A 24,931-nucleotide genomic window follows, 5' to 3' on the forward strand; every position below is an offset into this window, starting at 1 on the left:
GCGCTATGTCTTCAGGCGGCGGTAAAGCATCAACCCCGAAACTCATCGACGATAACCTCAAATCAAAACAATTTTACAGGGTGCTCGATCTTATTTCGGAAGGTCCAATATACGGGCCGGTAGACCAGGAACACCTTTCTTCATTCAAACTGAACAAAACGTCTGTTACCGATGCAAACGGAAACGTCAGTGTGAATGGCGTCAGTGTGGCATGGCGGCCTGGCTCAGAGAGTCAGTTACCGATTAACGGCTTCTCTGCAATCGAAGCAACAACCATCGTTAATACGGAAGTCACCTACGATACACCTCTGGTACGCACTATTACGGATCAGGATGTAACCCGCGTTCGTTTTAACGTTGGTGTCACCGGACTGGTAGAGCAGGACACCAAAGGAAACCAGAAGAACACTTCAGTCACTCTGGTTCTGGAGACCAGATCTGGAGCGGGCGGGTTTGCAATAGTAAAGACCGTCACCATTACAGGCAAAATCTCAGGTGAATATCTTGAAGCACACCTGATTGACGCGCCGGAAACTAAACCGTTCGATATCCGTGTGCGTCGAATTACGCCGGACAGCACCAGTGATTTGCTGTCAAACGGCACCATCTGGAACAGCTACAGCGAGATCACCGACGATAACCTGAACTATCCGTTCTCCGCTATTGCGGGTGCGGTTATTGACCGTGACCAGTACACCGATACCCCTAGTCGCACATACCATCTTCGCGGCCTGATTGTGGACGTTCCTGACAACTACGATCCGATTGCCAGAACTTACTCGGGGTTGTGGACTGGCGGATTCAAAAAAGCGTGGACTAACAACCCGGCGTGGCTGTTCCGTGAACTGGCGAAGAATACGCGTTTTGGCCTGGCGAAACGTGCCGGTTATATCGATGTAGATGACGGTGCGTTGTACGTCCTCTCACAGTATTGCGATCAGCTTGTTAATGATGGCTACGGCGGGCAGGAACCAAGGATGACGCTGAATGCCTATATTACCGAGCAAGCGAGTGCGCGTGACATTCTCGACAAGATAGCGAGCATGTTTCGGGGTATAGCGCTGTGGGACGGGATGCGACTGTCTGTCATGCTTGACGCGCCGCAGGATCCGATTGCGACAATCACGAATGCTAACGTGGTTGATGGCGAGTTCAAGCGTAGCTCCGTGAAACGTTCAGAGAAATACAATGCCGTTGTTGTGTCCTGGACTGACCCGGATAACGGCTGGGAGCAGGTAAAAGAGTATGTTTCCGACGATGAGATGATCGCCCGCGGAAACTACAACGAAACCACTCTGGAGGCGTTTGGCTGTACCTCACGCGGTCAGGCATGGCGAGCAGGGAAATGGCTGCTGGAAACAGCAAAGCGTGAAAGCAGCAGACTGTCTTTCCAGATGGCGCGCGATGCCATCCACTTCACGCCGGGTGACATTGTTGAAATCATGGACAACAACTATGCTGGTGCGCGTCTTGGTGGCCGCATTATGTCGCATGCGGGTAACAAAATTACCGTTGATGCGGTTGATTCGTCTCTGATATCGGAAGGCGACACCATGTCGATCATGGGCAGTGACGGCAAATTCGTTAAGTATGAGATTGGCAGCATTGCTGACAATATAGTGACGTTGAAAACGACTCCAGCATGGGTTCGTGACGGTACTGTGTTTGCCATCTCTACCAGCAGCGTTTCTACCAGGCTATTCCGCATCCTGAGTGTTGCAGAGACGGATAACAATTCTGTCTACAGCATCACCGCATCACAACATGATCCGAACAAACAGGCCATTGTGGATGAAGGCGCAGTGTTTGAAGTTCCCAACGATACGCTGAACGGTTACCGCGTACCGAACGTGGAGAACCTGCGCATCATCAACACAAACTCTGAGACTGTCCAGGTCACTGCTACATGGGAGACAGCAACTACCACCAAAAAGCTGGTGTTTGAGTTATACGTGTACGCCGATGACGGAAAAGTGGTTGCCCAGTACGAGACAGATCAGTTCCGCTATGAGTTCTTTGGTCTGAACGCCGGTGGATACACACTTGGCGTTCGCGGTCGCAATGAAAACGGAATGAAAGGCGCTGAGACGAAAATCAGCATGGTCATCGGTGCACCACCTGCGCCATCCAGTGTTATCTGGACGCCTGGCCTGTTCTCTGCTGACCTGGTTCCTGTTATGCGCATTACGGCAACGACAGACACCTCGTTTGAATTCTGGTACTCCGGGCAAAATCAGATCGTCAATCCGGCAGAAATTGAAGACCAGGCTCAGTTCCTCGGGCGCTCTAACCAGTGGACGCTTCATGGTCTACAGGCAGATAAAACGTATTACGTTTATGTCCGTACCAGGAATGCTTTCGGGGTATCTGAATTCGTTGAGGCGTCCGGTCAGGCGTCATCTGATATCCCGGGGATGATAGAAATCATTGATGAGCAGATCCGAGAATCAGATGCGTTTAAAAATGTTCAGGAAGGTGTCGACACTAACCTGGAAGGCATCATGTCGAATTCGCTGGCGAACCACGGAACTGTTGAACATCAGTTCCAGCAACTTGGCGAAGTTCGCGCTGATGTACTGACAGTTAAAGAAACGGTTGTAGATCTTACTGGCGCGTACGCTGGTCTTTCTGATTATGTACAGGCGCAAATTGGCCCCAACGGCAGCCTTGTCGCCGCAGTGAATCAGAAGATGACTGCTGAAGTTAACATCGATGGTTCAGCAAAGGCGTCCTATGTCACTAACCTGGGCATCATAAGAAACGGAGTGAAGTACAGTGCAGGTTTCGGCATGTCCATTGAGCCGGATGGCAGTTCGTACAAGTCCACTGTGGTGGTAGCAGCCGATCAGTTTGGTGTTTATTCCGGTAACAATCCGGGGAACTGGCAGGCGGCTTTCTTCGTTTACAACGGCCAGGTGTTTATCCGTAGCGTACTTATTCAGGATGCTTCTATAGATTTTGCCAAAATAACGGACAGCCTTCAGTCTTCAAATTTTATCGCCGGGACGCGCGGCTGGCGTCTGTGGAAAAACGGTGACTGTGAGTTCCATGGAAAACTGTATGCGACCAGCGGTCAGTTTGCATTTAACGGTGCGAATAACACTGTGGTCGTGGATGGGAATGGTGTGACAGTAAACATTCCTGGCGGCGGGATGATCAGGCTTGGGACATGGTGATTTATGCCTTCAGGATTACTGATTGATTTGAACGACGGCGGGCCGCGCATGGAGATTACAGCAGGGATGCGCTGCCCTTCCTACCTGCTGTCTGTTGCTGATGCGTGGGATGTTTCTCAGTCGATAACCATCCCCAAAACAGCGGGCAGCGATGTGTTTGTCGCACCGAAGAACACCGTGGATATGGAATACTACGGCACCAATCTTATACCAACTATTATGATGCTGGATTCGTGTACCGTGTCGGGTAATACGCTGGCGCAAAATATCTGGTGGAGCGATAGTATCAGTCATGTGCAGAGAACATTTGCAGCCACTGTCTGGGAAATATTACCCATTTCAACGGGAAGTGCGGGGCTGCTCATCAGCAACAGCACTGATTTCACCGCTATCACTAACAACACGAAAGCCGGGTTTTGTGTGTGGCGCGGCGATATTACGTTCACCGGTTCATGGACTACGCCCACAACATCTATACCGCGATCGAATTATGTTGTTTTCGCGAAATGGAGTGCGGCAGGGGTCACGATTGAGTTTGACGGTAACGTTATCACGGCCTATCAGGAACGGGACGGTGATAATGTGGCTGCAACAGTCACCATGCGTGTTGCCATATTCGCAAGTGGTATCGGGCCAACACCCGGCACAGGTCTGAATATCATTAACGCACAGGGGCAGTGTGTGTTTTCAACGACAAGCAGACCATTTGTCTACCTCGGGAATAAATACGCCCCATCGTGGAATAATACCGACATCGGTGACAACATGATCATGCTCGGCAGATACGGATTTCAGAGCATCAGAGCGGAGGGATGGTCGCGTCTGAAGTGGGCAGGGCTGGTCAGAAGCGGTAATGTTGTGCGATGTGCAAGAGGCCGCCAGGTGACAGTTTGGGACCAGAATTACTCAGTTGTAAACCGACGTCTGACGGGAATAGATATTCCCTGCATCCCGGCCATTTATTAACCCGCTTAGGCGGGTTTTTTATTATCTGAAAGAGGTCATTATGTCCGCAGGAACATTAACCCTGACGAATAATTCTGCCACTGTAACTGGCAGCGGAACTGCCTTTACTACTGAACTGGCAGCAGGTGATTTTATCGTTGTTACCGTCGGCGGGGTTCCGTACACGCTTCCCGTTAAGACGGTTAACAGCAATACCTCGTTAACGCTGGTCAGCAACTACACCGGGCCGACTCAGTCAGGCGCCGCCTGGTCTGCTGTCCCGCGTGTAGCCCTGAATATGGTTACCGCCGCGCTGGTGGCTCAGAGCGCTGAAGCCCTGCGTGGGCTGAACTACGACAAGCAGAACTGGCAGCAGTTATTCAGTGTGAACGGAAATATCACCGTTACGCTGCCTGACGGTTCGCAATTTTCTGGCCCGTCATGGCCGTACATGGTCAACACGGTAGCAACGAAAACCAATGGTGCTGTGCCCATTAATCAGGGAGGCACCGGCGCAACCGATGCCGAAGGTGCCCGAACAGGTCTTGGGCTGGGGACCAGTGCTACAAAAAATACAGGTACTTCGGGGAATGTCGTCCCTCTTCTTGATGCAGACGGCGTCACATTTGATAAAAGATTATCCATCGGCGGTGGAAATTACTCATCTCAACTGAGATTGATTTCAAACAGTGACGGCTACGGCCAGATGGAAATTTATTCCCTCGGAGGCACTGTACGCTGTCGTCTGGCATACATCAACAGTAACGATTTGTACTATTACAAGTATGTCGGGGGAGCATATTCTTTTGGCGTTATGTTTCCGCAATCCGGGGGAACTCTGGCGTTAACAGGAACTTCTGATATTCATTTCAAAGACGATGTAAAAGACATGGACCCGGCAGTCTCTCTGGATAATATCAACAGGATGAGACCCGTCAGTTTTGTTTTTAAAGCAGACAAAAACAGAAATGTACGTCGTGGGGTTATCGCTCAGGAAATTATGGAGATCGACCCGCAGTACGTTCATCTGAATATTGACAGAAATCCAGATACGCAGGAAGACACTGAGCGCTACAGTCTTGATAATAACGCTCTTCTTCTTGATGCCCTGCTTGCTATACAGGCCCTTTCGAAAAAGGTTGAGGCAATGGAGTTGGTTTTGAAAAAAGACATTTCAACGAAGGACATAACGCAATCTGGTTCCTGAGAAGTTGCCGCACCAGAGCGTATGCAAGACCCTGATGCGGCCAGCTGGCGATCGTTCGATAGTGCGAGTTGCCAGGTGCTGACTCCCCACCTGACTAATCCCCCATAAAACTAAATTTCACCTCCCGCCAGTCACTTACTGTTTCACCTCCTGTAAGGGGCTTGATCGCTGCTGTCGATACAACAATACTGTATATATGATCAGTATTGGTTGAGGTGATTATCATGCAGTTTTTCACGCCTATAGAACTACGCCAGATAGTATCGTTACCGATGTTTAGTGACCTTGTGCCATGCGGGTTTCCTTCGCCAGCTCAGGACTATGTTGAGTCGCGTATAGACCTTAACGAATTGCTGGTGCGGCACCCAAGCGCGACGTATTTCGTGAAGTCCACAGGAGATTCTATGCGTGATGCTGGAATCGGCGAAGGCGATTTGTTGGTAGTCGACAGTTCACGAAAAGCAGGACATGGAGACATTGTCATTGCAGCGGTCGATGGTGAGTTCACAGTTAAGCGCCTGTTGCTACATCCTGCTGTCATGCTCAAGCCTGAGAACTCCGTGTATAAACCAATCATGATTGGGAGTGAAGACAATCTGGAGGTTTTCGGCGTCGTAACATACATCGTGAAGTCTGCTGGCTGAGTATGTTTGCGCTCGTGGATGTGAACAGCTTCTATGCGAGCTGTGAAACGGTATTCAGGCCAGACCTCAAAGGAAGGCCGGTAGTCGTTCTCTCTAACAACGATGGCTGTGTTATTGCGCGTTCGGCTGAAGCGAAGCCTTTTGTGAAAATGGGTGAGCCCTATTTCAAACAAAAAGAGACTTTTCGCCGTCACGGCATCGTCGCGTTCTCCAGTAACTATGAGCTTTATGCTGATATGTCGAATCGCGTAATGACAACGCTGGAAGAAATGAGTCCTCGCGTCGAAATTTACAGCATAGACGAGGCTTTTTGCGATCTAACTGGTGTTCGTAATTGTCGCGATCTTACTGACTTTGGCCGCGAAATTCGCGAGACGGTTCTGCGCAGGACGCACCTCACCGTCGGCGTCGGCATAGCCCAGACTAAAACCCTGGCCAAGCTGGCCAATCACGCTGCGAAACAGTGGCAGCGACAGACCGGAGGAGTGGTGGATCTGTCTAATCTGGAAAGGCAGAGGAAATTGATGGCTTTGCTTCCGGTGGATGAGGTCTGGGGAGTTGGGCGCCGTATCAGTAAAAAGCTGGAGTCGATGGGCATCAAAACTGCTCTTGACCTGGCTGACACAGATATTCGTTTTATCAGGAAGCATTTCAATGTTGTGCTCGAAAGAACGGTACGCGAGCTGCGTGGTGAGCCGTGTCTGGAACTGGAAGAGTTTGCACCAGTAAAGCAGGAGATCGTCTGCTCACGCTCCTTCAGTGGTCGTATCACTGCTTACGAAGAGATGCGCCAGGCGATTTGCAGTTACGCCAGCCGGGCGGCGGAGAAGCTGCGCGGCGAGCATCAATATTGCCGGTTTATCTCCGCGTTCGTGAAGACAAGCCCGTTTGCACTGAACGAACCGTATTACGGCAACAGCGCCTCCGTGAAGCTTCTGACCCCGACGCAGGACAGCCGGGACATTATCGGCGCGGCCACGCGATGCCTGGATGCTGTCTGGAAAGATGGACACCGTTACCAGAAGGCAGGCGTTATGCTCGGCGACTTCTTCAGCCAGGGGGTGGCACAACTCAACCTGTTTGATGATAACGCGCCGCGCGCAGGTAGCGAGAGATTGATGGAAGTGTTAGATCATCTCAATGCGAAGGATGGAAAAGGGACGCTCTACTTCGCCGGGCAGGGCATACAACAGCAATGGCAGATGAAACGTGAGATGCTCTCACCTCGATATACAACGAGATTCACTGACTTGCTGCGAGTTAAATAATCCCCGTTATATGCGGTGTATGAAAGTGTAAGGCGGGAGAGTTTGATGATTGTCCGGCGATGTGATGGGGCATGGGTGGGACATAAAACAGCACTCGCTCTAAGGTGAACTTAGACGACTGATGTTTTCGACGACTCTAACCATCTGTTATTTGGTGCGCTCTTGGACGATCTTTGTCGTTTATGAAAAATACATGGTCATATGATGTCGATGCAGGTGTAGCCAGACCTGCTGAATGCATCATACAGGCCGGATAAGGCGCTTGCGCCGTCATCCGGCAAATGATTACTTCTGAATCAGATAGCGAATCGTTGGGCCATCCTGCTGAATATCCAGCACCGTATAGCCGTGATTGCGCGCATCCAGCGGAATATTATTGATGGATTGCGGGCAGTCGCTCACCACTTCCAGAATTTCTCCCTTTTTTAACTGCGGCATCGCTTCCAGCGTGGCGACGGCCGGGTAAGGGCAGGGCTCGCCAACCATATCAAGACGGTAATCAGGAACGATATTTTTCATGCGGATTCCTTAGCAGGGGTTAACCCGGAGCGACGGAAGAAACGTTTTTCCCAGCCGATTATCAGCATCAGCGCGGTAAACAACAGCAGATAAGTGACCAGCAGGCCGCCCAGCGGGCCGAAGGTGTCGAGCAGATTCACTTTGTCCCAACGGGTTGCCAGCGCCGGGGCAAAATCATCCCAGTAATATGCCAGAATAGTGGAGCCGATAACGTTGCCGAGACCTACCCACCAGTAGTGCACCTGACCTTCCACTGCGCGGTACATCCAGCCGGTTTCACACCCGCCCGCCAGCACGATGCCAAAACCAAACAGCAGACCACCGATAACGGCGTTCGGGCCAGCCCACATAATCTTCGCTTCCACGCCTAACTGCACGTAGCTGAAAATTCCGATAGCGCTCACCGCCATCCCGAAGATGATGGCTTTCGCCATATGGGTGCGACCGGTGATCCACAGGTCACGGAAGGCCGAGGTGAAACAAATTTGCGCACGTTCAATCAGCAGACCAAAACCCACGCCGAACAGCATGGCCAGCCCCAGTTTTGGCTGGTTCATCGCCGTCAGCAGCGCCCAGCCGATCATGCCGATAAAGACCAGCATCCCCAGACGGAAACGGCGGCGCGCCTGATCCGGCTTCTGCGTCAGCGGCGAGGCAGCGGAGACTTTCTGCATTTTGACCGGGATACGGAATATGGGCAGTAGCGTGAAGCGTGCGCCGAACCAGGAACCGATGGCGGTTGCCAGCGCAAAGAACCAGGCATGAAGAGAAAACTGTGGAATGCCGGTGAAGAAGGCCGCCAGATTGCAACCCATCGCCATGCGCGCGCCAAAACCGGCAATCATCCCGCCGATAATCGCCTGCATAATGCGGATACGGCTGCGCGGCATACGTAATTTAACGTTGTTGGCCCACAGTGCCGCGGCAAAGCAGCCGCCGAACATGCCGAGGATCATCATCCCGTCGATGCGGGTAAGAGGGGAACCTTCCAGATGGATCAGCTTGTAGTAACCCCACTCTTCAGCATGAACGCCAAACAGCTGGAGGATTTGTCCACCCCAGCGGGTGAATTCGCCCGTAACAGCCCAGAACGTACCGGTGATACCGAAATAATAAGTGGAGAGAATACCTGCTGCGATGACCGCAGGAACAGGCGCCCAGAATTTAACTAACCAGGCTTGTTTGAATTGTTGCCATGACATGCTTTCTTAGCCTCTGAACTCAGAAGGTGTATGTGGATTTAACGGCCTGGAATATATAACTTTTTTTTCTTCTCCAAAACCTCTCCAAAACTTTTCTCCAAAATACCCTCCTTTTTTATGACCCTCATCAAAATAATCGTGCAGTCCATACAGCGCGGCACAACCTGAAATCAAATAGCCAGTTTGGTCCACTCCTTCCCGCGATCGTCGTTATATCTGTCAGTTGTTGATTGCGTTTTATGGCCCAACAGAATTTTTGTATCGATGCCCTGGGCACGATAAAGGCGCTCTGATAATGATCGTTGCTCATGAAATGTCGTCGGGGTTTTGCCTTCAGGCGGAATGACGCCAGCAGCATCACGCGCCGTTGCAAATTCTTTCGTAAGCAATGTAAGCGAAACGTGTTTTGCAGCGGTTTTTCTTTTCCCGTGCAGCAGGTAGGGACTGACAAAACGATCCCGGCATTTTCGGATCACATCCTCAAGTGTCATGCCGATGGCATCACAACGTAAATTCAGAGGTAAAGCTATACGGGAACCTGTCTTGATTTGCTCAATGTGTAAGTATCCGTTCCTGATGTCGGAGAATTTCATATTAGCGATATCTTCCCGGCGCTGACCCGTAACGAGTGCAAGAAGCATCGCGTTATGCGCATAATGATCTGCCGGGATCTTATCCAGAATTTTTTTCCACTCATCAAGTGACAGGCGCGCACGTCTCACCTTAACAGATGGTTTTTTAGTTGCGTTAGGAGGATTCCAGCCCGGAGGTACTTCACCGGCATGCTGAGCCTCAAGAAAAATATCCACCCATACAACGCGATTACAAAGCGCGCTACTGGCATGGCCAGCATCCAAAAACTCATCCAACAGAACGGCAAAATCTTTCACCTCCAGACTCTTCATCGGACGAGAACCCAGTCGCCTGGAAAGTAATTCGGCCATGCGTTTTTTTTCTTTGTATCGTTTTTCGGAAAGGGAACCTGTATCCAGGCTTTGTCTCTGTATTTTCAGATATCGTTCAATCCATGCTTTAAGACTAATTCCTCGCTGTACTACTGCTTTAGGGGTTTCATCTATCTGGCGTAAATAATGCTCTGCCTCAGCCACTGCAATTCTTTGGTTTGCTGTTGTGGCTATTTTTTCTGCTTTTTCCCTGTCTGTTCCCAGACCGTGAAACTTCCCTGTTAAAGGATTTTTGTATTGATAATAGGTTTTTGCGGTGCGGCGATCGAACCGGGCATATAACCCGGAGATTGATACATTATTTTTTCGTGGCCTTGGCGACATCGCTTAGTATCTCCCGCAAAATTTCGTCGTCGTCACTGTGAATTTCAGGTTCTATTCCTGTTGCTCCGGGGCCGATATAAATAGCCCGTTCATCAATACACCAACGATTTCCAATTTTTATTGGCCGTGGTTGTATATATCCCAGCTTCCCGTGCTTCACCAGGCATGGCATTGTTATGGGAAAGTGTAACCTGCGAGCTTTCCAGTCCCGCAGAGGTATCAGACTTTGTTCACTCATAGCCATCGCTCTCGATAGCCAGCTGCATAATACGCAGCGCAGCTGGCGAAGATTGATATTGAAAAATCAGTTTGCAGTCAGTCGCTGCCAGATGGCGGATACGTATTTGACCTGGTGTCGGGCATCGGACAATGCGTTGTGCATGTCACCTTCAAACTTAATGTCATAGCGCGGATTAATACCCACGGCTTTACCTAGCTCGACCATTGTCCGAACGTCCCGGTCATTCCAGAACATCCAGGGGCAGTCGATGCCGGTTCGGTCATAAGACTGGCGGAGAATGACATTGTCGAATGAGGCACCATTGCCCCAGACCTGCATTAACGATGGACCGTTTGCAGCATTTTCTGCGATGAAGTCATTAAGCTGGAAGAGGGCGTCATCAAGCTGAATTGTATCATCCATAACGATCGCAGAGCGCGCTTCAGCTGACTGCTTCATCCACCAGACGATCGTTGATGCATCTGGTACGCCACCCCATGCCATAGCAGATTCCAGACTGACGACTTTGTAGAATTCCGCGCCGGTATCGCCGGTTGCCGGGTCAAAAAATACGGCGCCAACGGAAACGACTGGCGCATCGGGTTTATTGCCCATCGTTTCCAGATCCACCATTAAGTGGGAATAAAGTTTGTCTGGTTTTTGAACTGCAATTTGGTGAGCGGGTCCATTATTCAGGGGATCTGTTTGCGAACCATCTGTATCACTGCCTTCATCTGACTGAGTTGCTGCTTCGCTCTGCGACATTTCAGTACCAGCTTTGGCTTCATCGTTACCAGTTTCTTCCATCTGCACATCGCTGGCGGTCTCCTCTATGTTATCCGCATTCAGTTTTTCTTCAGCAGAGAGCTGGCGGACATAGTCAACAACAGATAATGGCTGTGCTGGTGGGGTGTTAACCAGGCTGTCGATGGAATAGACACCATTGCCGAGGTTTTCGATGCTCGGTTGCTCAGTACGAGACAGGGCTTCAGTGATGAGTTTTTTACCAACAAAGGCATATTCTTCGCCCACGCCATCAGGGACTGGCGTTTCTTTCTGGCCGTTAATCGCATCCTTAACTGCATCCAGGGTTACTGCGACTGAGTTAATCTGTCGCGCGGCGGCCAGAGTTTCCTCTGTTGGTTTTTCGTGGTTTTTTTCCGTCAGATTGGCATTGATATAACCACGCATGCGATCTGGAAAATTATGGATGTGTGCACCCGCGTCACGAATTAACGCAAAAATTGCGGCACGGGAAAAATCCAGAATGCCGGGAGTCGCGCGAAGTGCGGCAGACCACTCTTTCCACGGGCTCTCTTTTTTAGTGATGATCTCTTTAGAACGGCGATAAATGGATAGCGGAATATTGTAAATATCAAAATCCATCGGCAGCGTGGCCGCCGCAATTTCGTAATCCATCGTTTCGAAGGTATGGATGTACTCAGGGCTACGATCAGTTCTGTTTCCGCCACCAGCGCTAGCTCCGCTGGATGTTCTCTGGATGCAGGAGACGCGATTGCCGTTAACCCATTCCTTCGTGAGAAGTACGCGATCAATATGTTCTGTATTAAACCAGGCATTAAAAAACTGGATAACGGTTGCCAGTTCTGGCGTTTTGCCATCAAGAGGAAATACCTTTTTAACGGCATTCACTACTTTATGAATGTCGGATTCAAGCGCTTTTTTAAATTGTTCAACGTTTTCAGCCGCCAGCAAAAGGTTCTGGACATACGAATTATCAGTGTCCATTTCAAGGCGCAAAATGTCTTTTTTCTGCCCGGCATCGACGTGATAGAGATACTCACCATCGGCAATAAATTGGGCGAGAACGCGGTGACGGAAGGGCATTGTCGCAACAACGGTTAATTCCGGGGTTTCAGTGCGATTGTTGCTTTCTTCGCTTGCACCCTGGTCTTGCTGGATGCTCCCGACTTCTTCTTCGGATGCTGCATCGTTTACCTGCTCGCTGGATTCTTCGCCCTTCGATGGTTCTGCATTGGGCTTATCATCTTGCGGAGCGTCCGATGCTGTGGTTTCGTCTGCGTCGCCCGTATTGTCGGATACAATTTTTTTCCAGCTAACCCCATCCTCGCCGAGTTCGTAACGGTCACACCAGGTGTCATCCAGCTTTCCTTCTTCTGGCAGATCGTCAACAACAAACCAGTTAGTACGAATCGGCAACTGGTGGTCAGCACCACGACCGACTTCAATCCCGGAGTCTTCCAGAATATTGAGGATTTCGCGTTCAGCGCGTGAGTCGGATTTTGCAGAGAACCAGCAAAAGAGGTTTTTAGCGTCTGCCGCTTTGGCTTTTGCTTTAATGAGATACGCATATGTGTTCATTGCGTTCGGGCTCCTTAAGGTTGTAAGATACCCGGCAGCTGATGATTGCCGCCTGTGGTAGTGGTCATTGGTCAAAACTCGTTCCGGGAAGCTTTGGTCGGCTAACCGGGTACTTAACCCGCCTTGCGCGGGTTTTGTGCTTTATGGGGCCGGGGATTTTCCCTGCGACAGCTGCGCGACGGGAACCCACTCCAGGGCATTCAGCACGGGTTCGAACGAATCCGGCGTGCGCGTCACGGCGCGAACGACATCAGCAACGCTGGGATTCATCTTTTTCAGATGGTATCCACCGCCGGGGCCACGCTGGCTGGTAACAATGTTGCTGCCGCGAAGCCTTGAAAAAATCTGCTCCAGGTATGAGACAGACAGCCTGGATTCTTTACTGATAGATGCGATGGTTACTGGTTTGCCGTTGTAAATCCTTTTAAGGATCGCCACGGCCTGAACAGATGCCACAACACGCTTCATTCCAAATTCCATTACGCATCCTTAGTCGGTTCGCGACCGTAACCGGGATTATCTCTGAGGGTATTCTGCAGAACAGGGGTTGCCTCACTGTGTGGAAGCGTCAGCGCCAGTTTGATTGCGGTGGCAAATGCTTCGGCAGCCAGTTCAAATTTTCTGGCCAATTGAGCAGTCTCATCGAGCTGTTCCCCAATCGCTTCCATTTCAAAGTTATGTTCTGTCCAGGCCTCGCCCAGAACGTCATCTTCCACTTCATCACGCAGGGCTTCTTTGACTTCGCGGACAGGCAAAACACCAATCAGTTGCTCTGCAGGTGCTGTGCTGAATCTCAATGCCAGTTCGTTCGCTGACATAAAAACCTCCGAAAAAGAGCCCGCCACGGGACGGGCAAAGAAGATTTTCTCAAATTAACCGAACAGGTCTTCGTCTCCTGTTGGTTACGATGGCGGTATTACCATCACGATGCCCCGTGCACTGAGCATCAGGCTGGAAACAGCCATTGGTCAAAACTCGTTTACGGGCGTGATGCGGTCTGCTGGTCTACAGACGGGTCGCCTTTCTGAGCCAGGGTGTAACAGATAAGGCGGATTATTACTTCAATACGGTTAAGCAGAACGGCCTGCTGCCGTGCTGGCTTGCGTGCGAAATCAATCATGGTCATTCCTCTTCTTTGCCTTTTGCGTCTGGCCGACGGAACGGTGGAACCTGCTGCGCATAATATTCGTCATCTCATCCGGTGCTTCGTATGCCACCGGCAGCTACTACGTGGGCGTCCTGCCTTGATGAATGTCTTTGCTTGATAGTGATTAAAGCACTGGTTTATGTTTTGTGTCAATATTGAATTTATATTAAATGTAAACTTTAGATTTGGCGGGGTAGAACTGGATGAGTCAGAAGTTTTAGATGGGAGTGGGCACAAAAAAACCGGCAAAAGCCGGTTTCATTAAGCGTGTTTGCTACACACTAACTAATCGTTTGATTTAAATCGTCCGCGTAAATACTTCTCAACATATTCGTCGATTTCTTTAAGCCGAAGAGCAAAGAGATCTATCATTTTTTCCTGCTCCGACTCTGGAAGCTGCCTGAAGAGGTTAAGCATTTTAGTCTCATTAGGTTTTAGACCTGAATCCTCAGCAACTTTTTCACCCAATAACCAAGTTACAGACACGTTAGCGGCGGCCGCAATAGCTATTGCAGACTTCTTGCTTATCACTCCCTTTTTAAACCACCCGTTAACCGCTTGGGGTGTGACCCCTGCGATTCTGGCCATCTCAGCCTTGCTGATGCCTCTTTGAGTGATCTCTTCTAAGCGAGCAACTAGTTGGTTATCAAACTCTTCATTCTGTCTCATGCAGTTATTGTAAATGTTTGGTTTATGCTCACAATAAATTAAATATTTGCATTATATATAAACCTATGATTTATTATCTCTATCTTAACAAGGAGAAAAAACATGACGGCTCTTGATAACGCAATTCGAATTGCAGGCTCCGCCAACAAATTAGCCTTTGCAATAGGTGTCAGCGGTATGGCTGTAAGCCAGTGGAAAAGTAAAGGCTCGGTACCTTCATCGCGAGTTTTGCAGATCTACAACGTTACTGGAATTACGCCGCATGAACTCCGCCCAGATCTCTATCCAAACCCAACTGACGGGATACCTCTACAGGGAGCTTAACGATGCATTCCGTAATGTATGAGCATCATAACCAGCGGGTAGCCATTCCGCTGAAATCTGAAAATCAATATAAACCGCAGCGGCGTGACACTATCCGGCACCGCGCGATCCGTGAAGCAGTCAGGGAATGGGAATCGACATTACCCGGGCAGGCTCAGGAAAAGATTGCGCAACTGGTGGCTGAACACTGGAGCAAGCAGGGCGGTCGCGGGATCACTGTGAACAAGCAGAACCTGTTCCGCTATCTCAAGAATGAAAATAACTCCGGCAAATACACGGCTTACGTTATGCAACTGGCGTCCGCGATTGCTTCTGCTATGCCGATTGAAATTGCCAGAACGCACGGCTTACGGCAGGGGAAAACGGAAACTGAGCTGGTGGCCTGTGCAGTAAAAGAATGCAGCGAGGCACACCAGGCCAAACTGCTCGGCGCGCCGTTGCACAAGCTTGAAAAAGAGATTCGCGAAGCGGCGATCGCGTTATTCAACATGCTGCCAGCAGATGCGGCGGGACCACTACTGGCGAGTATCAGCGCCGTAGCGCCGCAAATTTTTTAACGAGTTTTTACCAATGAGCAGGCTATACACGGGGAGGCTACATGAGCATTGATGCAATGCGATGGGCCAAAAAAGTTAAAACCGGAAAATCTTCCAGTAAGGCGATCCTTACCTGGCTGGCAGATATGTGCGGGGCTGACTTATGTGCATATCCATCTGTTGCTGCACTTGCAGAGGCAACGGAACTGGACAAAAAAACCGTGCAGGCTGGTTTACGGCATTTGATCGAAATCGGACTTATTGCCGACACCGGGGAACGAAAGGGGCGAACTAAACAGATACCCGTATACAAATTATTAGGTGTCGAAGAAAGCGTTGTTGATTCTGAACACACCCAAAATCGGGAGCCTTTAAAGCCACCCGAAAACGGGGTTCTTAACGGTAAGTCACCCAAAAACGGTTGCCTTAAAAATGACCAAAGACACCCGTTTTTTCCTTCAAAGACACCCAAAAACGGGATCGGGAATCTACCAAGGAACCATAAAGATCTAAACCCTACACATAGTAAAGTGGTCGAACCAGTTTCGCCGGACTATCCGAACCAGCCAGGGATTGTATTTGGCAATGTTCAGTCATTCGGAAAATTTGCCATGCATCCGTCCTGGACACCTTCACAGGATTTTAAGCGGATGGCTGAACTATGGGGCATGCCGTTAAAGCCGGGAATTAACCTTCCAGCGGAACTGAACAGTTTTATTACTTACTGGCAAGCCGAAGGGAAGGTGTTCCACCAGGTGCAGTGGGAGCAGAAATTTGCACGGCATTTAGGCCGGGCCAGCACACAAATCAAACCAGCAACCGGAGGGGAAAACAATGCGGGATTACGAACAGGATCTGCACCATCACGAGCTGTACAGCAGATACGAGAAGCCAGAGCAGAATGGGAACGTAAAAACCGACTTGCTGGCGACAGAGACGGCGTGGCGGCTATGGGAAGTCATGGGGGAGATATTTTCGAACCGCTGGACGCAGAAGAACGGAACGGAGCCTTCGGCTATCTGGATTGCTCAGATCGGCTCGATGACTGAAAGCCAGATCAAACTGGTCTGCCAGCAGTGCATGGAGCGTTGCGCAGTCGGGAACACCTGGCCGCCGGATCTTGCTGAGTTCGTTTCGCTGGTTTCTGAGAGCGGGGCTAACCCGTTCAGCCTCACGTCAGACCGGGTGATGGCTGAATACAAGCGCTGGCGTAACGAATCATACCGTTATTCCGGCAGCGACAAATATCCGTGGCCGCAGCCAGTGCTGTACCACATTTGCGTCGAAATGCGCAGGACTGGCGTTGAACGCCAGATGACAGAGGGGGAGCTGAAAAAACTGGCAGAAAAATTACTCACGAAGTGGACAAAACATGTCAGCAATGGCCTGTCCATCCCGCCAATTCGTCGCCAGCTGGCGGCGCCGCACCATCCGGAAGGGCCAACACCGGCACAATTGCTGATGGAGGAATACAGACGCCGCAAAGCGGCAGGCTTAATCAACTAAACGAGTTTTGACCAATGACTAAAGAACTTTCACAAAAAGACCAAGTGGCGGTAGTTGTTCGTCACATTCCCGGGTGTGTATTGCGTGATGTCTGTGAAGCGCTGGATATTGCCGCCGGAACGGCAGGGCGTTTCCTGCGTGCGCTGACTGTCAGCGGGACGATAACCCGCAGTCACAATGGTACACAGTACGTCTATGACGTGGCGCCCGGCGCGGTAATACCTGACGTAACGTTGCCGTTCATGGAAGAAAAGAGCGATCCCGTAAAAACGCAGGCAGTTGAAAGCATCGCCAGAAATCTGGAGTCCCGTGGGCTGTGGCGCCGCGCGGCAACGGTTTATACCGACATGTTGGCTATTGCCAGCAATTCTGTCGAAGTGGCCCGTATCGCGCAGCGGCGCGAAGAATGCCTGCGTATGGCTCGGAGGTGACCACATGGAAAAAGTAACCCTGAGAAGTAAAGACCAACTGGCGGTGATCGCGTTCCTTGAAACAAACAAAATCGCCTCAGTCCTGAAGCTTGGGCGCCAGATGGGATGGAGTAACAAACATACTCACGCAATTACCGGGCGCCTGATCCGTATTGGTGTTTTGAAGAATGTCGGTAAACTAGGAAAGCCGCTGTACCGGCTTGTTCAGCGCTGGCAGACAAAAGTCAGGTTGCCTGAGCAAAATCAGCCCGCGCCACAGTCGCTGCTTATAACCGATGTTTGTCGCCAGAACTGGCAGGGCTATCAGATCCACAAAATTTTCGGGAGCGCACGGGCATGAGCATAACGAAAACTCACACAGGCATTGTGATCACCAAAGACGGTCCGAAGCGTAAAAAATTGCATGAAACGGAAAGAATGTGGGTGGTCGGCAAGAATGAGTTTTACCACAAGGAAACGGGGCGCCGTCACTTTGCCGAGAATACTCGCCGTCGCCTGCTGCTGGACAGTATCGACCCGATTAACAAGATGGAGTATCGGGAGGACGGTTCGATTCTGTATCAGGTTGGTGGACTGGACGGTGAAGTGCTGTTTGAGGAGCCAGCAGCATGACAGACACGGCAACAATTCTTGATATGTGCTGCGGGTCGCGCATGTTCTGGTTCAACAAGCGCGACACCCGCGCAGTGTTTACTGATATCCGCGCCGAGCAGCACACCCTTTGTGATGGTCGCCGCCTTGTTATCAGCCCCGAGCTGATTGCTGATTTCCGGGCGCTACCGTTCGCCGATGAGTCGTTTCCTGTTGTAGTGTTTGATCCGCCGCACCTGGAGCGCGTTGGTCAGTCTGCATGGATGGGTAAAAAATACGGGCGACTGAACAAAAAAAACGTGGCGTTCTGACCTGCGAGCCGGATTCAAAGAAGCTTTTCGCGTACTGCGGCCACACGGAGTTCTCATATTCAAATGGAATGAAACGCAGATCCCGGTAAGCCCGATTCTGGCGCTGACCGACGAGAAACCAGCAATTGGCCAGCGTACCGGGAAGAACGACAAAACCCACTGGATCATTTTCGTTAAGGACTAAGTCATGACAAACGATAAAAAACTAACAGGCCTTGGTGTGAACCATCCTGCAAATGGTCCGCTTACAACCGAGCGGCTAAGCCACGTTCGCGACGTGTTACAGCGCCACCTCAAATACTCAAATGGCGGATGTATGGATTACATCATCGCTGATGCTGTACGTGCGATTGATGAACTGCTGGAAACAAAGGGTGCAAAGCCGCTGGTATTACCATTATTAACGGAGACTCCACATACGGGGAGGTAAGGGAGGGAATGATCATCGCATTAATGATTGGGCTTCAGACCCCTTTAATGGAACATCCGCGATGCTATGCTGAAGGCGTGGCAGACACATCATCAATAAAACGAAGAGTCATGGAATAAATCATGGTAAATTCTATCAATCAAATGGCCTAACGGTTGTTTGATTGATAGAACGATGAGATACAGGTATTCTGGTTACGTTAAATTGGTTTCGTAGGCATACTTTAGTAATTACACTAATACAAAACATTGAGGTTAAATTACGATATGACATTCAGATATTATTTAAAAAATATTGTATGGGGTGTCCTGCCTTTGTTTATGTCACTTTACGACTGGTTTAATAACCCTGATAGCGCACTATCTTTTTATTTATTACTATTTTGTGCAGTAAGTTTTTTTCTGTACCCCTTTTCAAAGGTTACTATAGAGAATTTATTTCTTAAATTTACAACAAAAGAATTTTGGCACAGTGGTTTCTTTCAAGAAACACAAGCAAAACCGGCTTTAGAAGCAGTGTTCTTTTGCATTTGCTATATCCTAGCAATCCCTGTTGGACTGCTAGGTGTTGTATTAGTTACTATTCGTAATTATGGTAACTAAGGGGGGTTATAGGCCCAATGAATTATTCAAAAGCTCTAAATCATTTTTGTCAACAAATGCACAGATAATTCCCGTTACAATCGCGACCCCAAAAATACCGATAGATGTTGTGGCTATAATACTAAACATGATAGCCACAATATAAGCGACCCCGGCATCGAAGGAAATTTTTTCTAGAGTAAGGAAGAGAGGTTTCCATTGGCCTGTTTTCAAAGCATTCTGAATATCTGAATAGATATCATACCCGGCAGAAACGCGGCCTGTAATTTTTAGATACTTGGCAAACTGGTTAAGATGCTTTGCCAAATCAGCATAATCTGCTGATTTTAGAGCGTTAATAATTGCCTCTCTGTCTTTTGCTCCGAATTTTTTGTCAAGTACATTTTTATATTTCTCGTAAGCCGCAAAAGCCTCATTTACGTTGCCAATTTTCTTTCCTTTCGCTTTCTCTGCTAGGTTTTTGGCGAGGTCTGAGTATTTTTTACCATATTTCTCAGTTATATCTTTAAAGAAACCAACGGTGGTATCAATAGCATCTTTTATTAATGCCTGTGATAGCTTTTCATTGGCGACTTTTAACTTTAACTCATTACTACTAATTTCTTTTAAATTTTGATTCCGCCGAGCTAAAGCCTGATCCAAAGATTTTTGAGTGTTTTTTAATTCATTATTCAGTTGATTAATGCGTTTCTCTGAGCTTGATATTTCAGATTCCTTTTTATCCTTTAAATTAGATATTCTAACTATATTTGATCTTGCATTAAAAAATAAGCGACTTTGGTTTGGGTCATTTGCTAAATGCTGAAGTTTTTTTGAGGTTTCTACTGCCTGAAGTAATTCACTTTGTAATTTTTCAAGTTCAGCGCGTTTGGATGTGATCTGTTTGTTCTCATTATTCAATGAGATTTTGTATGAATCATTTTTTTTGCGGAGAGATGAGATGTTCTGGTCTTCTGATGCTAGTTTAGACTTAGAATCTTCAAGATTTTTTTTGGCATATTCAACATCTTTTGCTTCTTGGCTTAGGGCTGCAATTCGTTTTTCTTCCTCTTCTGCCAGTTTTAGTTTCCGTTCTGTTTCTGCGAGTTGTTTAGCCTCCTCCTCATGTTTCTGTTGAGCTATTTTTAATGCTTCTTCGGCTTTACGAGCGTCTTCTCGTGCCTTTGCCTCTGCCTTAGCAAGTGCCAGGCGTTTCGCTTCTGCTTCCATAGCTGCGTTATTATTGTGAGCCAGATCGACAGCAGACGGGCCACTGTGTGCTGCGGCTACGGCCTGAGCAGTGATTGCGTTTAGTTTATTTGTCATTGCTGCCAGAGATGTTTTGGCTTTCTCTACGATCTGCCTGAATTCTAGCTCTCGCTTCGCTTGGGCGGCTTTTGTTTTCTGAAGGTTTTTAGTCGACCATTTGGCCAGAGAGTGACCAATCTGTGATGTTGCTCCACCGTAGTTTCCGGTGGAGACCGAACCACCACCACCAGTCCCTTCGGGCGGTTTCCCTGTAATAGTAATAATAACTTCACCTTTAGCATTATAGGGCAGGCCATCTTTGTAATAAGAAACTGTAACTGAATCAGACATAAATATTTCCTCTTTGACGGTTAAAAAATACAATTATGCTGTATATAAACACATTGATATATATACAGCATAATTTATGCTACGCCGGGATATTTTGGGTGTCAATAGCGCCAGGAAAATGACAGGTGTATGATAGACGCAGACCACAACTCACTGATGAGACAGTGTTTTCAGACAAGGAGCACCCTGTGAAAAAAATCTCTACCGTTATGTTATGTACCACGCTGGCCGCTATGCTGATGACCACTGCCTGCACTCCGAAGACAAGTGCAGAGCGCCATGCCCGACAGTATGTTTACGCAGCGGATGATGGGTTTAACCCAAATTTTTATGTCAAAAAAGCCGATAGCATCAGGATGATGGTGCCATTCTTCAGGCAGTTCCAGGAGATGGGGGCAAAAGACAGAGCAGCAGGTGTGTCACGGGAGGAAGCGCTGCAACGGGTTAGTCAGTTCCGCAGCGAGGAGTTTCTGAAATCTATTCGGTCAGAAGAAAAATTTGCGGGCAGAACCTACACCGACAGCAGTACGCCCTCACCGAAAGAACTAAAGGTTATGGGAGATGCGATTTCTGCCACTTATATGGACGGCTATGAGGGGCGAAAATAGTACAAGGGAACGTATAACTCCAATTGAGAACGTAAAAAATAAATTACGTTCTCAATAGAGGTGAATTGTAAAGGTCAGTTCAGATGCTCCAGCGATACGAGACTGACCACATGAGCCATTGATCGGAGAGTTGGATGATACGCCGGATATATTGCTTATGAACATATAGACGAGAACTGGAGAACTAACCCGCTGATGCGGGTTTTCTTTTATCAAGAGCCACTGCGGTGGTTTTTACACAAAAATATTGCGCCCCCGAGTTAACGTTTTGTGCTCTTAAATCGTTGATCATTCTGATTTATAGGTGTACTGTATGAATATACAGTAAATGCGATGGGAGGCCATTATGCAAATTGAATTAACCATTGATCGTACTAAGAAACTTCCTGATGGCGCAGTGCCAGCACTAGAAGCTGAACTGTTACGCAGACTCAGTCAGAGCTATGAAGATGTGAAACTAACAGTTCGTCGCGCCGGAGCTGACGGTCTGAGTATTCTGGGGGGGGATAAAGGGGATAAGCAATGCATTGAGGAGATTCTTCAGGAGACCTGGGAAAGCGCCGACGACTGGTTTTATTGATATCTGAGCGTTTGGTTATTGCCCTGGTTTTCGGGAGGGATTTTCGGTGGAAGTATTAGAAGAATTACCAAAAAAAGGCTATGCAGTTATCAGATGTCACGATGGGGTTATCGTTGCCAGGCTGCACTCATTTCCTGAATGTGAACGTGCGCTGATGTACCGGCGCGGTAACATGGTGTCTTTCATGCCGCTAAAGGACGATGAGATTATCGGAACGCCGAGTCTCTTTACCCAGATGCTGGAACGCGCTGGTTATCGCGTTTCTCTGAATTCTGTTACACTCCCGTCATAGGCCTGAACAACCTATACCTGCTGCGCCACGGAGAAAACGATGGCGCAAAACCACTTCAAAATACGATCCTCACTGACGTTACCCAACGCCAGCGCATTTCTGTTGCCGCTCATTCGGGAGGTGGCATGAAACGGAGCTGGTTCACTCATCACGGGCTGACCACCGAGCAGGCCGACGAGCTGGTGGAACGATACCGGGCAAAGGGTATTAAAACAGAGAGAAGTCTGGACTCTGATCCATGTTTTTGGATTGTCAGTGCATTACTGACTGAAAACGCCAGCCCGGCGCGCACTAAAAAATCGTATCGCTCGCGGATGTGGGGGTGATTATGCACGTCTACGACATTACGCCGCTCGGTAAACCCAGAATGACTCAGCGGGATAAATGGCAGAAACGCCCGCCGGTGCTTCGCTATCGTGCGTTCTGCGATGAAGTCAGGCTGAACAAGGTCTCACTGCCTGAGTCGGGTTATCACGTCACATTCATACTTCCCATGCCCGCTAGCTGGAGCAGGAAGCGCCGCGCCGAAATGAGCGGGAAACCGCACCAGCAGAAACCAGACAAGGACAATCTCGAAAAGGCGTTACTTGACGCGATATTTGACGACGACAGCCGCGTGTGGGACGGGCGCGTCACAAAAATATGGGGAGAAAAGGGGCAAATAATCATCCGGGAGATTATTGAATGCGCGCGCTGCTCAAACCCGTAATCGTTCGTGAAATGGGGCTGATAATGCTGAAGCCAGGCAGTGAGTTGCTCGGTTTGTTTCATCATGGTCGGGTGCTGATAGAAAAGCCGCCAGAGTATATGACGCGCTGGCCATCCGGGAAAATCCCTGATGCTCGCCAGCCACTGGCAGAAGACAGCGGGCTGGTGCCGTTTTTTACTGATGAACGGGTGATCCGTGCTGCTGGAGGAATTACGGCGCTGGAGGAATGGTTACGACGTCGGGTAAGCCATTGCCAGTGGCCGCATTCAGAGTATCACCACAGCGAGCTGGTCAATATGCGACACGAGCCGGGGGCAATACGTGTCTGCTGGCATTGTGATAACCAGCTGCGGGAGCAGGCAACGGAGCAACTTTCGGCGCTGGCCCGCAAGAACCTGATCGAGTGGGTGATTGATAACGTATTAGCGGCGCTAAGGTGTGGTAAAGACAGAGAGCTTTCACTTGCTGAATTGTGCTGGTGGGCCGTGTATTCCGGCGTCGCCGTAGCGATACCGGAAGGGATGGCGAGCCGCGCTCTGGCACTGCCGAACGAACCGTTGCGGTCAGTCTATAAGGAAAGCGAGATCGTCCCTTCGGTTCCGGCCACCAGCATTCTGGAAAAACGCCTGGAATTGCTGCCGGGTGACGTTATTCCGGTAATACCGGCGACAGAGCCTGCTGTGACGCTGACCGTTGATCCAGAATCCCCGCAAACCCTTATGAAGCGGCCAAAACGTATTCGCTGGGTAAATCCTGAATATGTTCAGTGGGTGAAGACCCAGCCGTGCGAATGCTGCGGAATGCCATCAGACGATCCCCATCATCTTATCGGGCACGGGCAGGGAGGAATGGGAACAAAAGCCCATGACAGCTTTACCCTTCCGCTGTGCCGTGAACATCACACAGAACTGCATAACGATCCGGTCAAGTTTGAACGTAAATACGGTTCTCAGCTTGAAATGTTGAAAAATGTGCTGGACCGGGCGTTCGCGCTTGGCGTGCTGGCATAAAGGAGAAAAAAACTATGACGCCACGTCAAAAACGTTCACACCGCGCAGCGCTGGAAAAAGCAGCATCGGCACCCCGCAAAAGCTGGCTGGGGAAATGTACTCTCCTTACCGGGATTCAGTCGGCATGGATCAAATCACTGTTAACGATATGGGGGGAAGGTGTGAGCGGGGGAACTGCCCCACGCATGCCCAGGGGACATGAATGCTGGAATGTACTGAGGGGAGGTCGCTGGTCAGATAAAGCGCTGGAGCGTTTTACGGCTGCGCTGAACCAGGCCCGCAGTGAGGGATTTAAGGGGCAGCAGGCACTGAATCGCGCTCACACCATTCTATGGCCCCAGCCAGCCACCAGCGTAATTGATGAAGCTTTGCATAATGATGATGTTGATTTTGTTGAGCAATCCGTGCTGCTGGCGCTTGATGTCAATGATCCGGTATATGTCGTTGGTCTTCAGTATTACACCACGCGAAAAAAAATCTCTGATATTACAAGAGAGTTGCGGGCAATAGCGCCGTGGTTAACTCCCGAAAAGGCGAGGGAGCGGGTTAAGTGGTGTTTGCAGATTTTCAGAGCGAAGGTTTATCTGTCAGCCCGGAAGCTTTTGGATGATTAGAAATTGTCATTTTAGCTTTTAGTGCTATTTTCGGTTACTTACATTGAATTCTACCCAGAAAGTTAGATAATCCATTCATGCTTGGCAGAGCTGCGCCACAATGGCAGCGATGAGAAGCGACAATTTGATTATGACGAGAGCCCCGCCAGTCGGGGCTTTTGCTTTCCGGCGATACGACAG

Annotated in this window: 29 protein-coding genes and 2 pseudogenes; 21 read left to right on the forward strand and 10 right to left on the reverse strand. The window is 49.4% G+C overall.

Features of this window, described 5'->3' with window-relative positions; translation table 11 throughout:
- Nucleotides 1-5 precede the first annotated feature (5 nt).
- From OGV67_RS08075 to OGV67_RS08095, 5 genes are all read left to right on the forward strand, one after another.
- Nucleotides 6-3,176 (forward strand): TipJ family phage tail tip protein, encoded by a 3,171-nt coding sequence (locus OGV67_RS08075; protein ID WP_286465339.1) that lies wholly within the window; start codon nucleotides 6-8, stop codon nucleotides 3,174-3,176.
- Between the two features lie 3 nt (nucleotides 3,177-3,179).
- A complete protein-coding gene (locus OGV67_RS08080) occupies nucleotides 3,180-4,142 on the forward strand; it encodes a DUF6453 family protein (protein WP_286465340.1) in 963 nt (320 codons plus the stop codon).
- Nucleotides 4,143-4,182: 40 nt separating this feature from the next.
- Nucleotides 4,183-5,328 carry a tail fiber domain-containing protein gene (locus OGV67_RS08085; RefSeq protein WP_286465341.1) on the forward strand — a complete coding sequence of 382 codons (1,146 nt, stop codon included), beginning with the start codon at nucleotides 4,183-4,185 and terminating at the stop codon, nucleotides 5,326-5,328.
- Between the two features lie 224 nt (nucleotides 5,329-5,552).
- Nucleotides 5,553-5,972, forward strand: coding sequence for a translesion error-prone DNA polymerase V autoproteolytic subunit (locus OGV67_RS08090; RefSeq protein ID WP_286465342.1), 420 nt, complete (start codon nucleotides 5,553-5,555; stop codon nucleotides 5,970-5,972).
- A gap of 2 nt (nucleotides 5,973-5,974) precedes the next feature.
- Nucleotides 5,975-7,240 (forward strand): Y-family DNA polymerase, encoded by a 1,266-nt coding sequence (locus tag OGV67_RS08095; RefSeq protein ID WP_286465343.1) that lies wholly within the window; start codon nucleotides 5,975-5,977, stop codon nucleotides 7,238-7,240.
- 285 nt (nucleotides 7,241-7,525) lie between these two features.
- Here the strand turns inward: OGV67_RS08095 and yedF are convergent, their stop codons facing one another.
- The 8 genes and pseudogenes from yedF to OGV67_RS08140 all read right to left on the reverse strand — a co-directional run bounded on the left by yedF (nucleotide 7,526) and on the right by OGV67_RS08140 (nucleotide 14,629).
- Complete coding sequence (gene yedF, locus OGV67_RS08100; RefSeq protein WP_000790504.1) at nucleotides 7,526-7,759, reverse strand: sulfurtransferase-like selenium metabolism protein YedF; 234 nt, start codon at nucleotides 7,757-7,759, stop codon at nucleotides 7,526-7,528.
- On the reverse strand, nucleotides 7,756-8,961 hold the full coding sequence (gene yedE, locus OGV67_RS08105; RefSeq protein WP_115614228.1) for a selenium metabolism membrane protein YedE/FdhT: 1,206 nt from the start codon (nucleotides 8,959-8,961) through the stop codon (nucleotides 7,756-7,758). Before yedE ends, yedF begins: the two co-directional genes overlap by 4 nt.
- Nucleotides 8,962-9,131: 170 nt before the next feature.
- Nucleotides 9,132-10,250: a phage integrase Arm DNA-binding domain-containing protein gene (locus tag OGV67_RS08110; protein ID WP_286465345.1), complete on the reverse strand. Its 1,119-nt coding sequence runs from the start codon at nucleotides 10,248-10,250 to the stop codon at nucleotides 9,132-9,134.
- A 304-nt stretch (nucleotides 10,251-10,554) separates the two neighbouring features.
- Nucleotides 10,555-12,813 (reverse strand): 3'-5' exonuclease, encoded by a 2,259-nt coding sequence (locus tag OGV67_RS08120; RefSeq protein WP_286465347.1) that lies wholly within the window; start codon nucleotides 12,811-12,813, stop codon nucleotides 10,555-10,557.
- A gap of 141 nt (nucleotides 12,814-12,954) precedes the next feature.
- Nucleotides 12,955-13,293, reverse strand: coding sequence for an RrF2 family transcriptional regulator (locus OGV67_RS08125; RefSeq protein ID WP_286465349.1), 339 nt, complete (start codon nucleotides 13,291-13,293; stop codon nucleotides 12,955-12,957).
- Entirely contained in the window at nucleotides 13,293-13,631 is a 339-nt protein-coding gene (locus OGV67_RS08130) for a hypothetical protein (RefSeq protein WP_275166025.1), read from the reverse strand. Before OGV67_RS08130 ends, OGV67_RS08125 begins: the two co-directional genes overlap by 1 nt.
- A gap of 161 nt (nucleotides 13,632-13,792) precedes the next feature.
- Nucleotides 13,793-13,933: pseudogene (locus OGV67_RS08135) on the reverse strand (hypothetical protein); the annotation flags it as partial.
- 312 nt (nucleotides 13,934-14,245) lie between these two features.
- Entirely contained in the window at nucleotides 14,246-14,629 is a 384-nt protein-coding gene (locus OGV67_RS08140) for a helix-turn-helix domain-containing protein (RefSeq protein WP_286465352.1), read from the reverse strand.
- Nucleotides 14,630-14,731: 102 nt separating this feature from the next.
- Between OGV67_RS08140 and OGV67_RS08145 the strand changes: the two genes are divergently transcribed.
- The 10 genes and pseudogenes from OGV67_RS08145 to OGV67_RS22095 all read left to right on the forward strand — a co-directional run bounded on the left by OGV67_RS08145 (nucleotide 14,732) and on the right by OGV67_RS22095 (nucleotide 19,360).
- Nucleotides 14,732-14,953 carry a transcriptional regulator gene (locus OGV67_RS08145; protein WP_286465354.1) on the forward strand — a complete coding sequence of 74 codons (222 nt, stop codon included), beginning with the start codon at nucleotides 14,732-14,734 and terminating at the stop codon, nucleotides 14,951-14,953.
- Between the two features lie 2 nt (nucleotides 14,954-14,955).
- Nucleotides 14,956-15,510 (forward strand): toxin YdaT family protein, encoded by a 555-nt coding sequence (locus tag OGV67_RS08150; protein ID WP_286465355.1) that lies wholly within the window; start codon nucleotides 14,956-14,958, stop codon nucleotides 15,508-15,510.
- Between the two features lie 41 nt (nucleotides 15,511-15,551).
- Nucleotides 15,552-16,538 (forward strand): DnaT-like ssDNA-binding domain-containing protein, encoded by a 987-nt coding sequence (locus OGV67_RS08155; RefSeq protein ID WP_286465356.1) that lies wholly within the window; start codon nucleotides 15,552-15,554, stop codon nucleotides 16,536-16,538.
- Nucleotides 16,531-16,995: a replication protein P gene (locus tag OGV67_RS08160; RefSeq protein WP_286465358.1), complete on the forward strand. Its 465-nt coding sequence runs from the start codon at nucleotides 16,531-16,533 to the stop codon at nucleotides 16,993-16,995. Before OGV67_RS08155 ends, OGV67_RS08160 begins: the two co-directional genes overlap by 8 nt.
- A 14-nt stretch (nucleotides 16,996-17,009) precedes the next feature.
- Nucleotides 17,010-17,426 carry a PerC family transcriptional regulator gene (locus OGV67_RS08165; protein WP_047462940.1) on the forward strand — a complete coding sequence of 139 codons (417 nt, stop codon included), beginning with the start codon at nucleotides 17,010-17,012 and terminating at the stop codon, nucleotides 17,424-17,426.
- 4 nt (nucleotides 17,427-17,430) lie between these two features.
- Complete coding sequence (locus OGV67_RS08170) at nucleotides 17,431-17,766, forward strand: hypothetical protein (RefSeq protein WP_286465359.1); 336 nt, start codon at nucleotides 17,431-17,433, stop codon at nucleotides 17,764-17,766.
- Complete coding sequence (locus tag OGV67_RS08175) at nucleotides 17,763-18,038, forward strand: hypothetical protein (protein WP_326999001.1); 276 nt, start codon at nucleotides 17,763-17,765, stop codon at nucleotides 18,036-18,038. The genes OGV67_RS08170 and OGV67_RS08175 overlap by 4 nt, the downstream gene beginning before the upstream one ends.
- Nucleotides 18,035-18,512 (forward strand): annotated as a pseudogene (locus OGV67_RS08180) (class I SAM-dependent methyltransferase). Before OGV67_RS08175 ends, OGV67_RS08180 begins: the two are co-directional and overlap by 4 nt.
- 3 nt (nucleotides 18,513-18,515) lie before the next feature.
- On the forward strand, nucleotides 18,516-18,758 hold the full coding sequence (locus OGV67_RS08185) for a hypothetical protein (protein ID WP_286465362.1): 243 nt from the start codon (nucleotides 18,516-18,518) through the stop codon (nucleotides 18,756-18,758).
- A gap of 266 nt (nucleotides 18,759-19,024) precedes the next feature.
- Entirely contained in the window at nucleotides 19,025-19,360 is a 336-nt protein-coding gene (locus OGV67_RS22095; protein ID WP_275166019.1) for a Cki family colicin immunity protein, read from the forward strand.
- 6 nt (nucleotides 19,361-19,366) lie between these two features.
- On the opposite strand, the gene OGV67_RS08190 is transcribed toward OGV67_RS22095, so the two are convergent.
- Nucleotides 19,367-20,938 (reverse strand): colicin-like pore-forming protein, encoded by a 1,572-nt coding sequence (locus tag OGV67_RS08190; RefSeq protein WP_286465364.1) that lies wholly within the window; start codon nucleotides 20,936-20,938, stop codon nucleotides 19,367-19,369.
- Between the two features lie 209 nt (nucleotides 20,939-21,147).
- On the opposite strand from OGV67_RS08190, the gene OGV67_RS08195 reads away from it, so the two are divergent.
- From OGV67_RS08195 to OGV67_RS08205, 3 genes are all read left to right on the forward strand, one after another.
- The gene (locus OGV67_RS08195; RefSeq protein ID WP_275166052.1) at nucleotides 21,148-21,546 is read left to right on the forward strand and encodes an Exc2 family lipoprotein; all 399 of its coding nucleotides are present in this window, start codon (nucleotides 21,148-21,150) and stop codon (nucleotides 21,544-21,546) included.
- Between the two features lie 346 nt (nucleotides 21,547-21,892).
- Nucleotides 21,893-22,126 (forward strand): DinI-like family protein, encoded by a 234-nt coding sequence (locus tag OGV67_RS08200; RefSeq protein WP_286465366.1) that lies wholly within the window; start codon nucleotides 21,893-21,895, stop codon nucleotides 22,124-22,126.
- 46 nt (nucleotides 22,127-22,172) lie between these two features.
- The gene (locus tag OGV67_RS08205; protein ID WP_047462969.1) at nucleotides 22,173-22,418 is read left to right on the forward strand and encodes a hypothetical protein; all 246 of its coding nucleotides are present in this window, start codon (nucleotides 22,173-22,175) and stop codon (nucleotides 22,416-22,418) included.
- Nucleotides 22,419-22,429: 11 nt separating this feature from the next.
- Here OGV67_RS08205 and OGV67_RS08210 read toward each other — a convergent pair whose 3' ends face one another.
- The gene (locus tag OGV67_RS08210; protein WP_275166053.1) at nucleotides 22,430-22,567 is read right to left on the reverse strand and encodes a hypothetical protein; all 138 of its coding nucleotides are present in this window, start codon (nucleotides 22,565-22,567) and stop codon (nucleotides 22,430-22,432) included.
- Nucleotides 22,568-22,746: 179 nt separating this feature from the next.
- On the opposite strand from OGV67_RS08210, the gene OGV67_RS08220 reads away from it, so the two are divergent.
- The 3 genes from OGV67_RS08220 to OGV67_RS08230 are packed head-to-tail and all read left to right on the forward strand — an operon-like array spanning nucleotide 22,747 to nucleotide 24,751.
- Nucleotides 22,747-23,127, forward strand: coding sequence for a RusA family crossover junction endodeoxyribonuclease (locus OGV67_RS08220; protein WP_192466400.1), 381 nt, complete (start codon nucleotides 22,747-22,749; stop codon nucleotides 23,125-23,127).
- On the forward strand, nucleotides 23,103-24,137 hold the full coding sequence (locus OGV67_RS08225) for a DUF968 domain-containing protein (protein WP_286465368.1): 1,035 nt from the start codon (nucleotides 23,103-23,105) through the stop codon (nucleotides 24,135-24,137). Before OGV67_RS08220 ends, OGV67_RS08225 begins: the two co-directional genes overlap by 25 nt.
- A gap of 14 nt (nucleotides 24,138-24,151) precedes the next feature.
- Nucleotides 24,152-24,751: a hypothetical protein gene (locus tag OGV67_RS08230; protein WP_219936917.1), complete on the forward strand. Its 600-nt coding sequence runs from the start codon at nucleotides 24,152-24,154 to the stop codon at nucleotides 24,749-24,751.
- Nucleotides 24,752-24,931 lie beyond the last annotated feature (180 nt).

It is taken from the genome of Citrobacter sp. CK188, assembly GCF_030333525.1.
Taxonomy (GTDB): domain Bacteria; phylum Pseudomonadota; class Gammaproteobacteria; order Enterobacterales; family Enterobacteriaceae; genus Citrobacter_B; species Citrobacter_B koseri.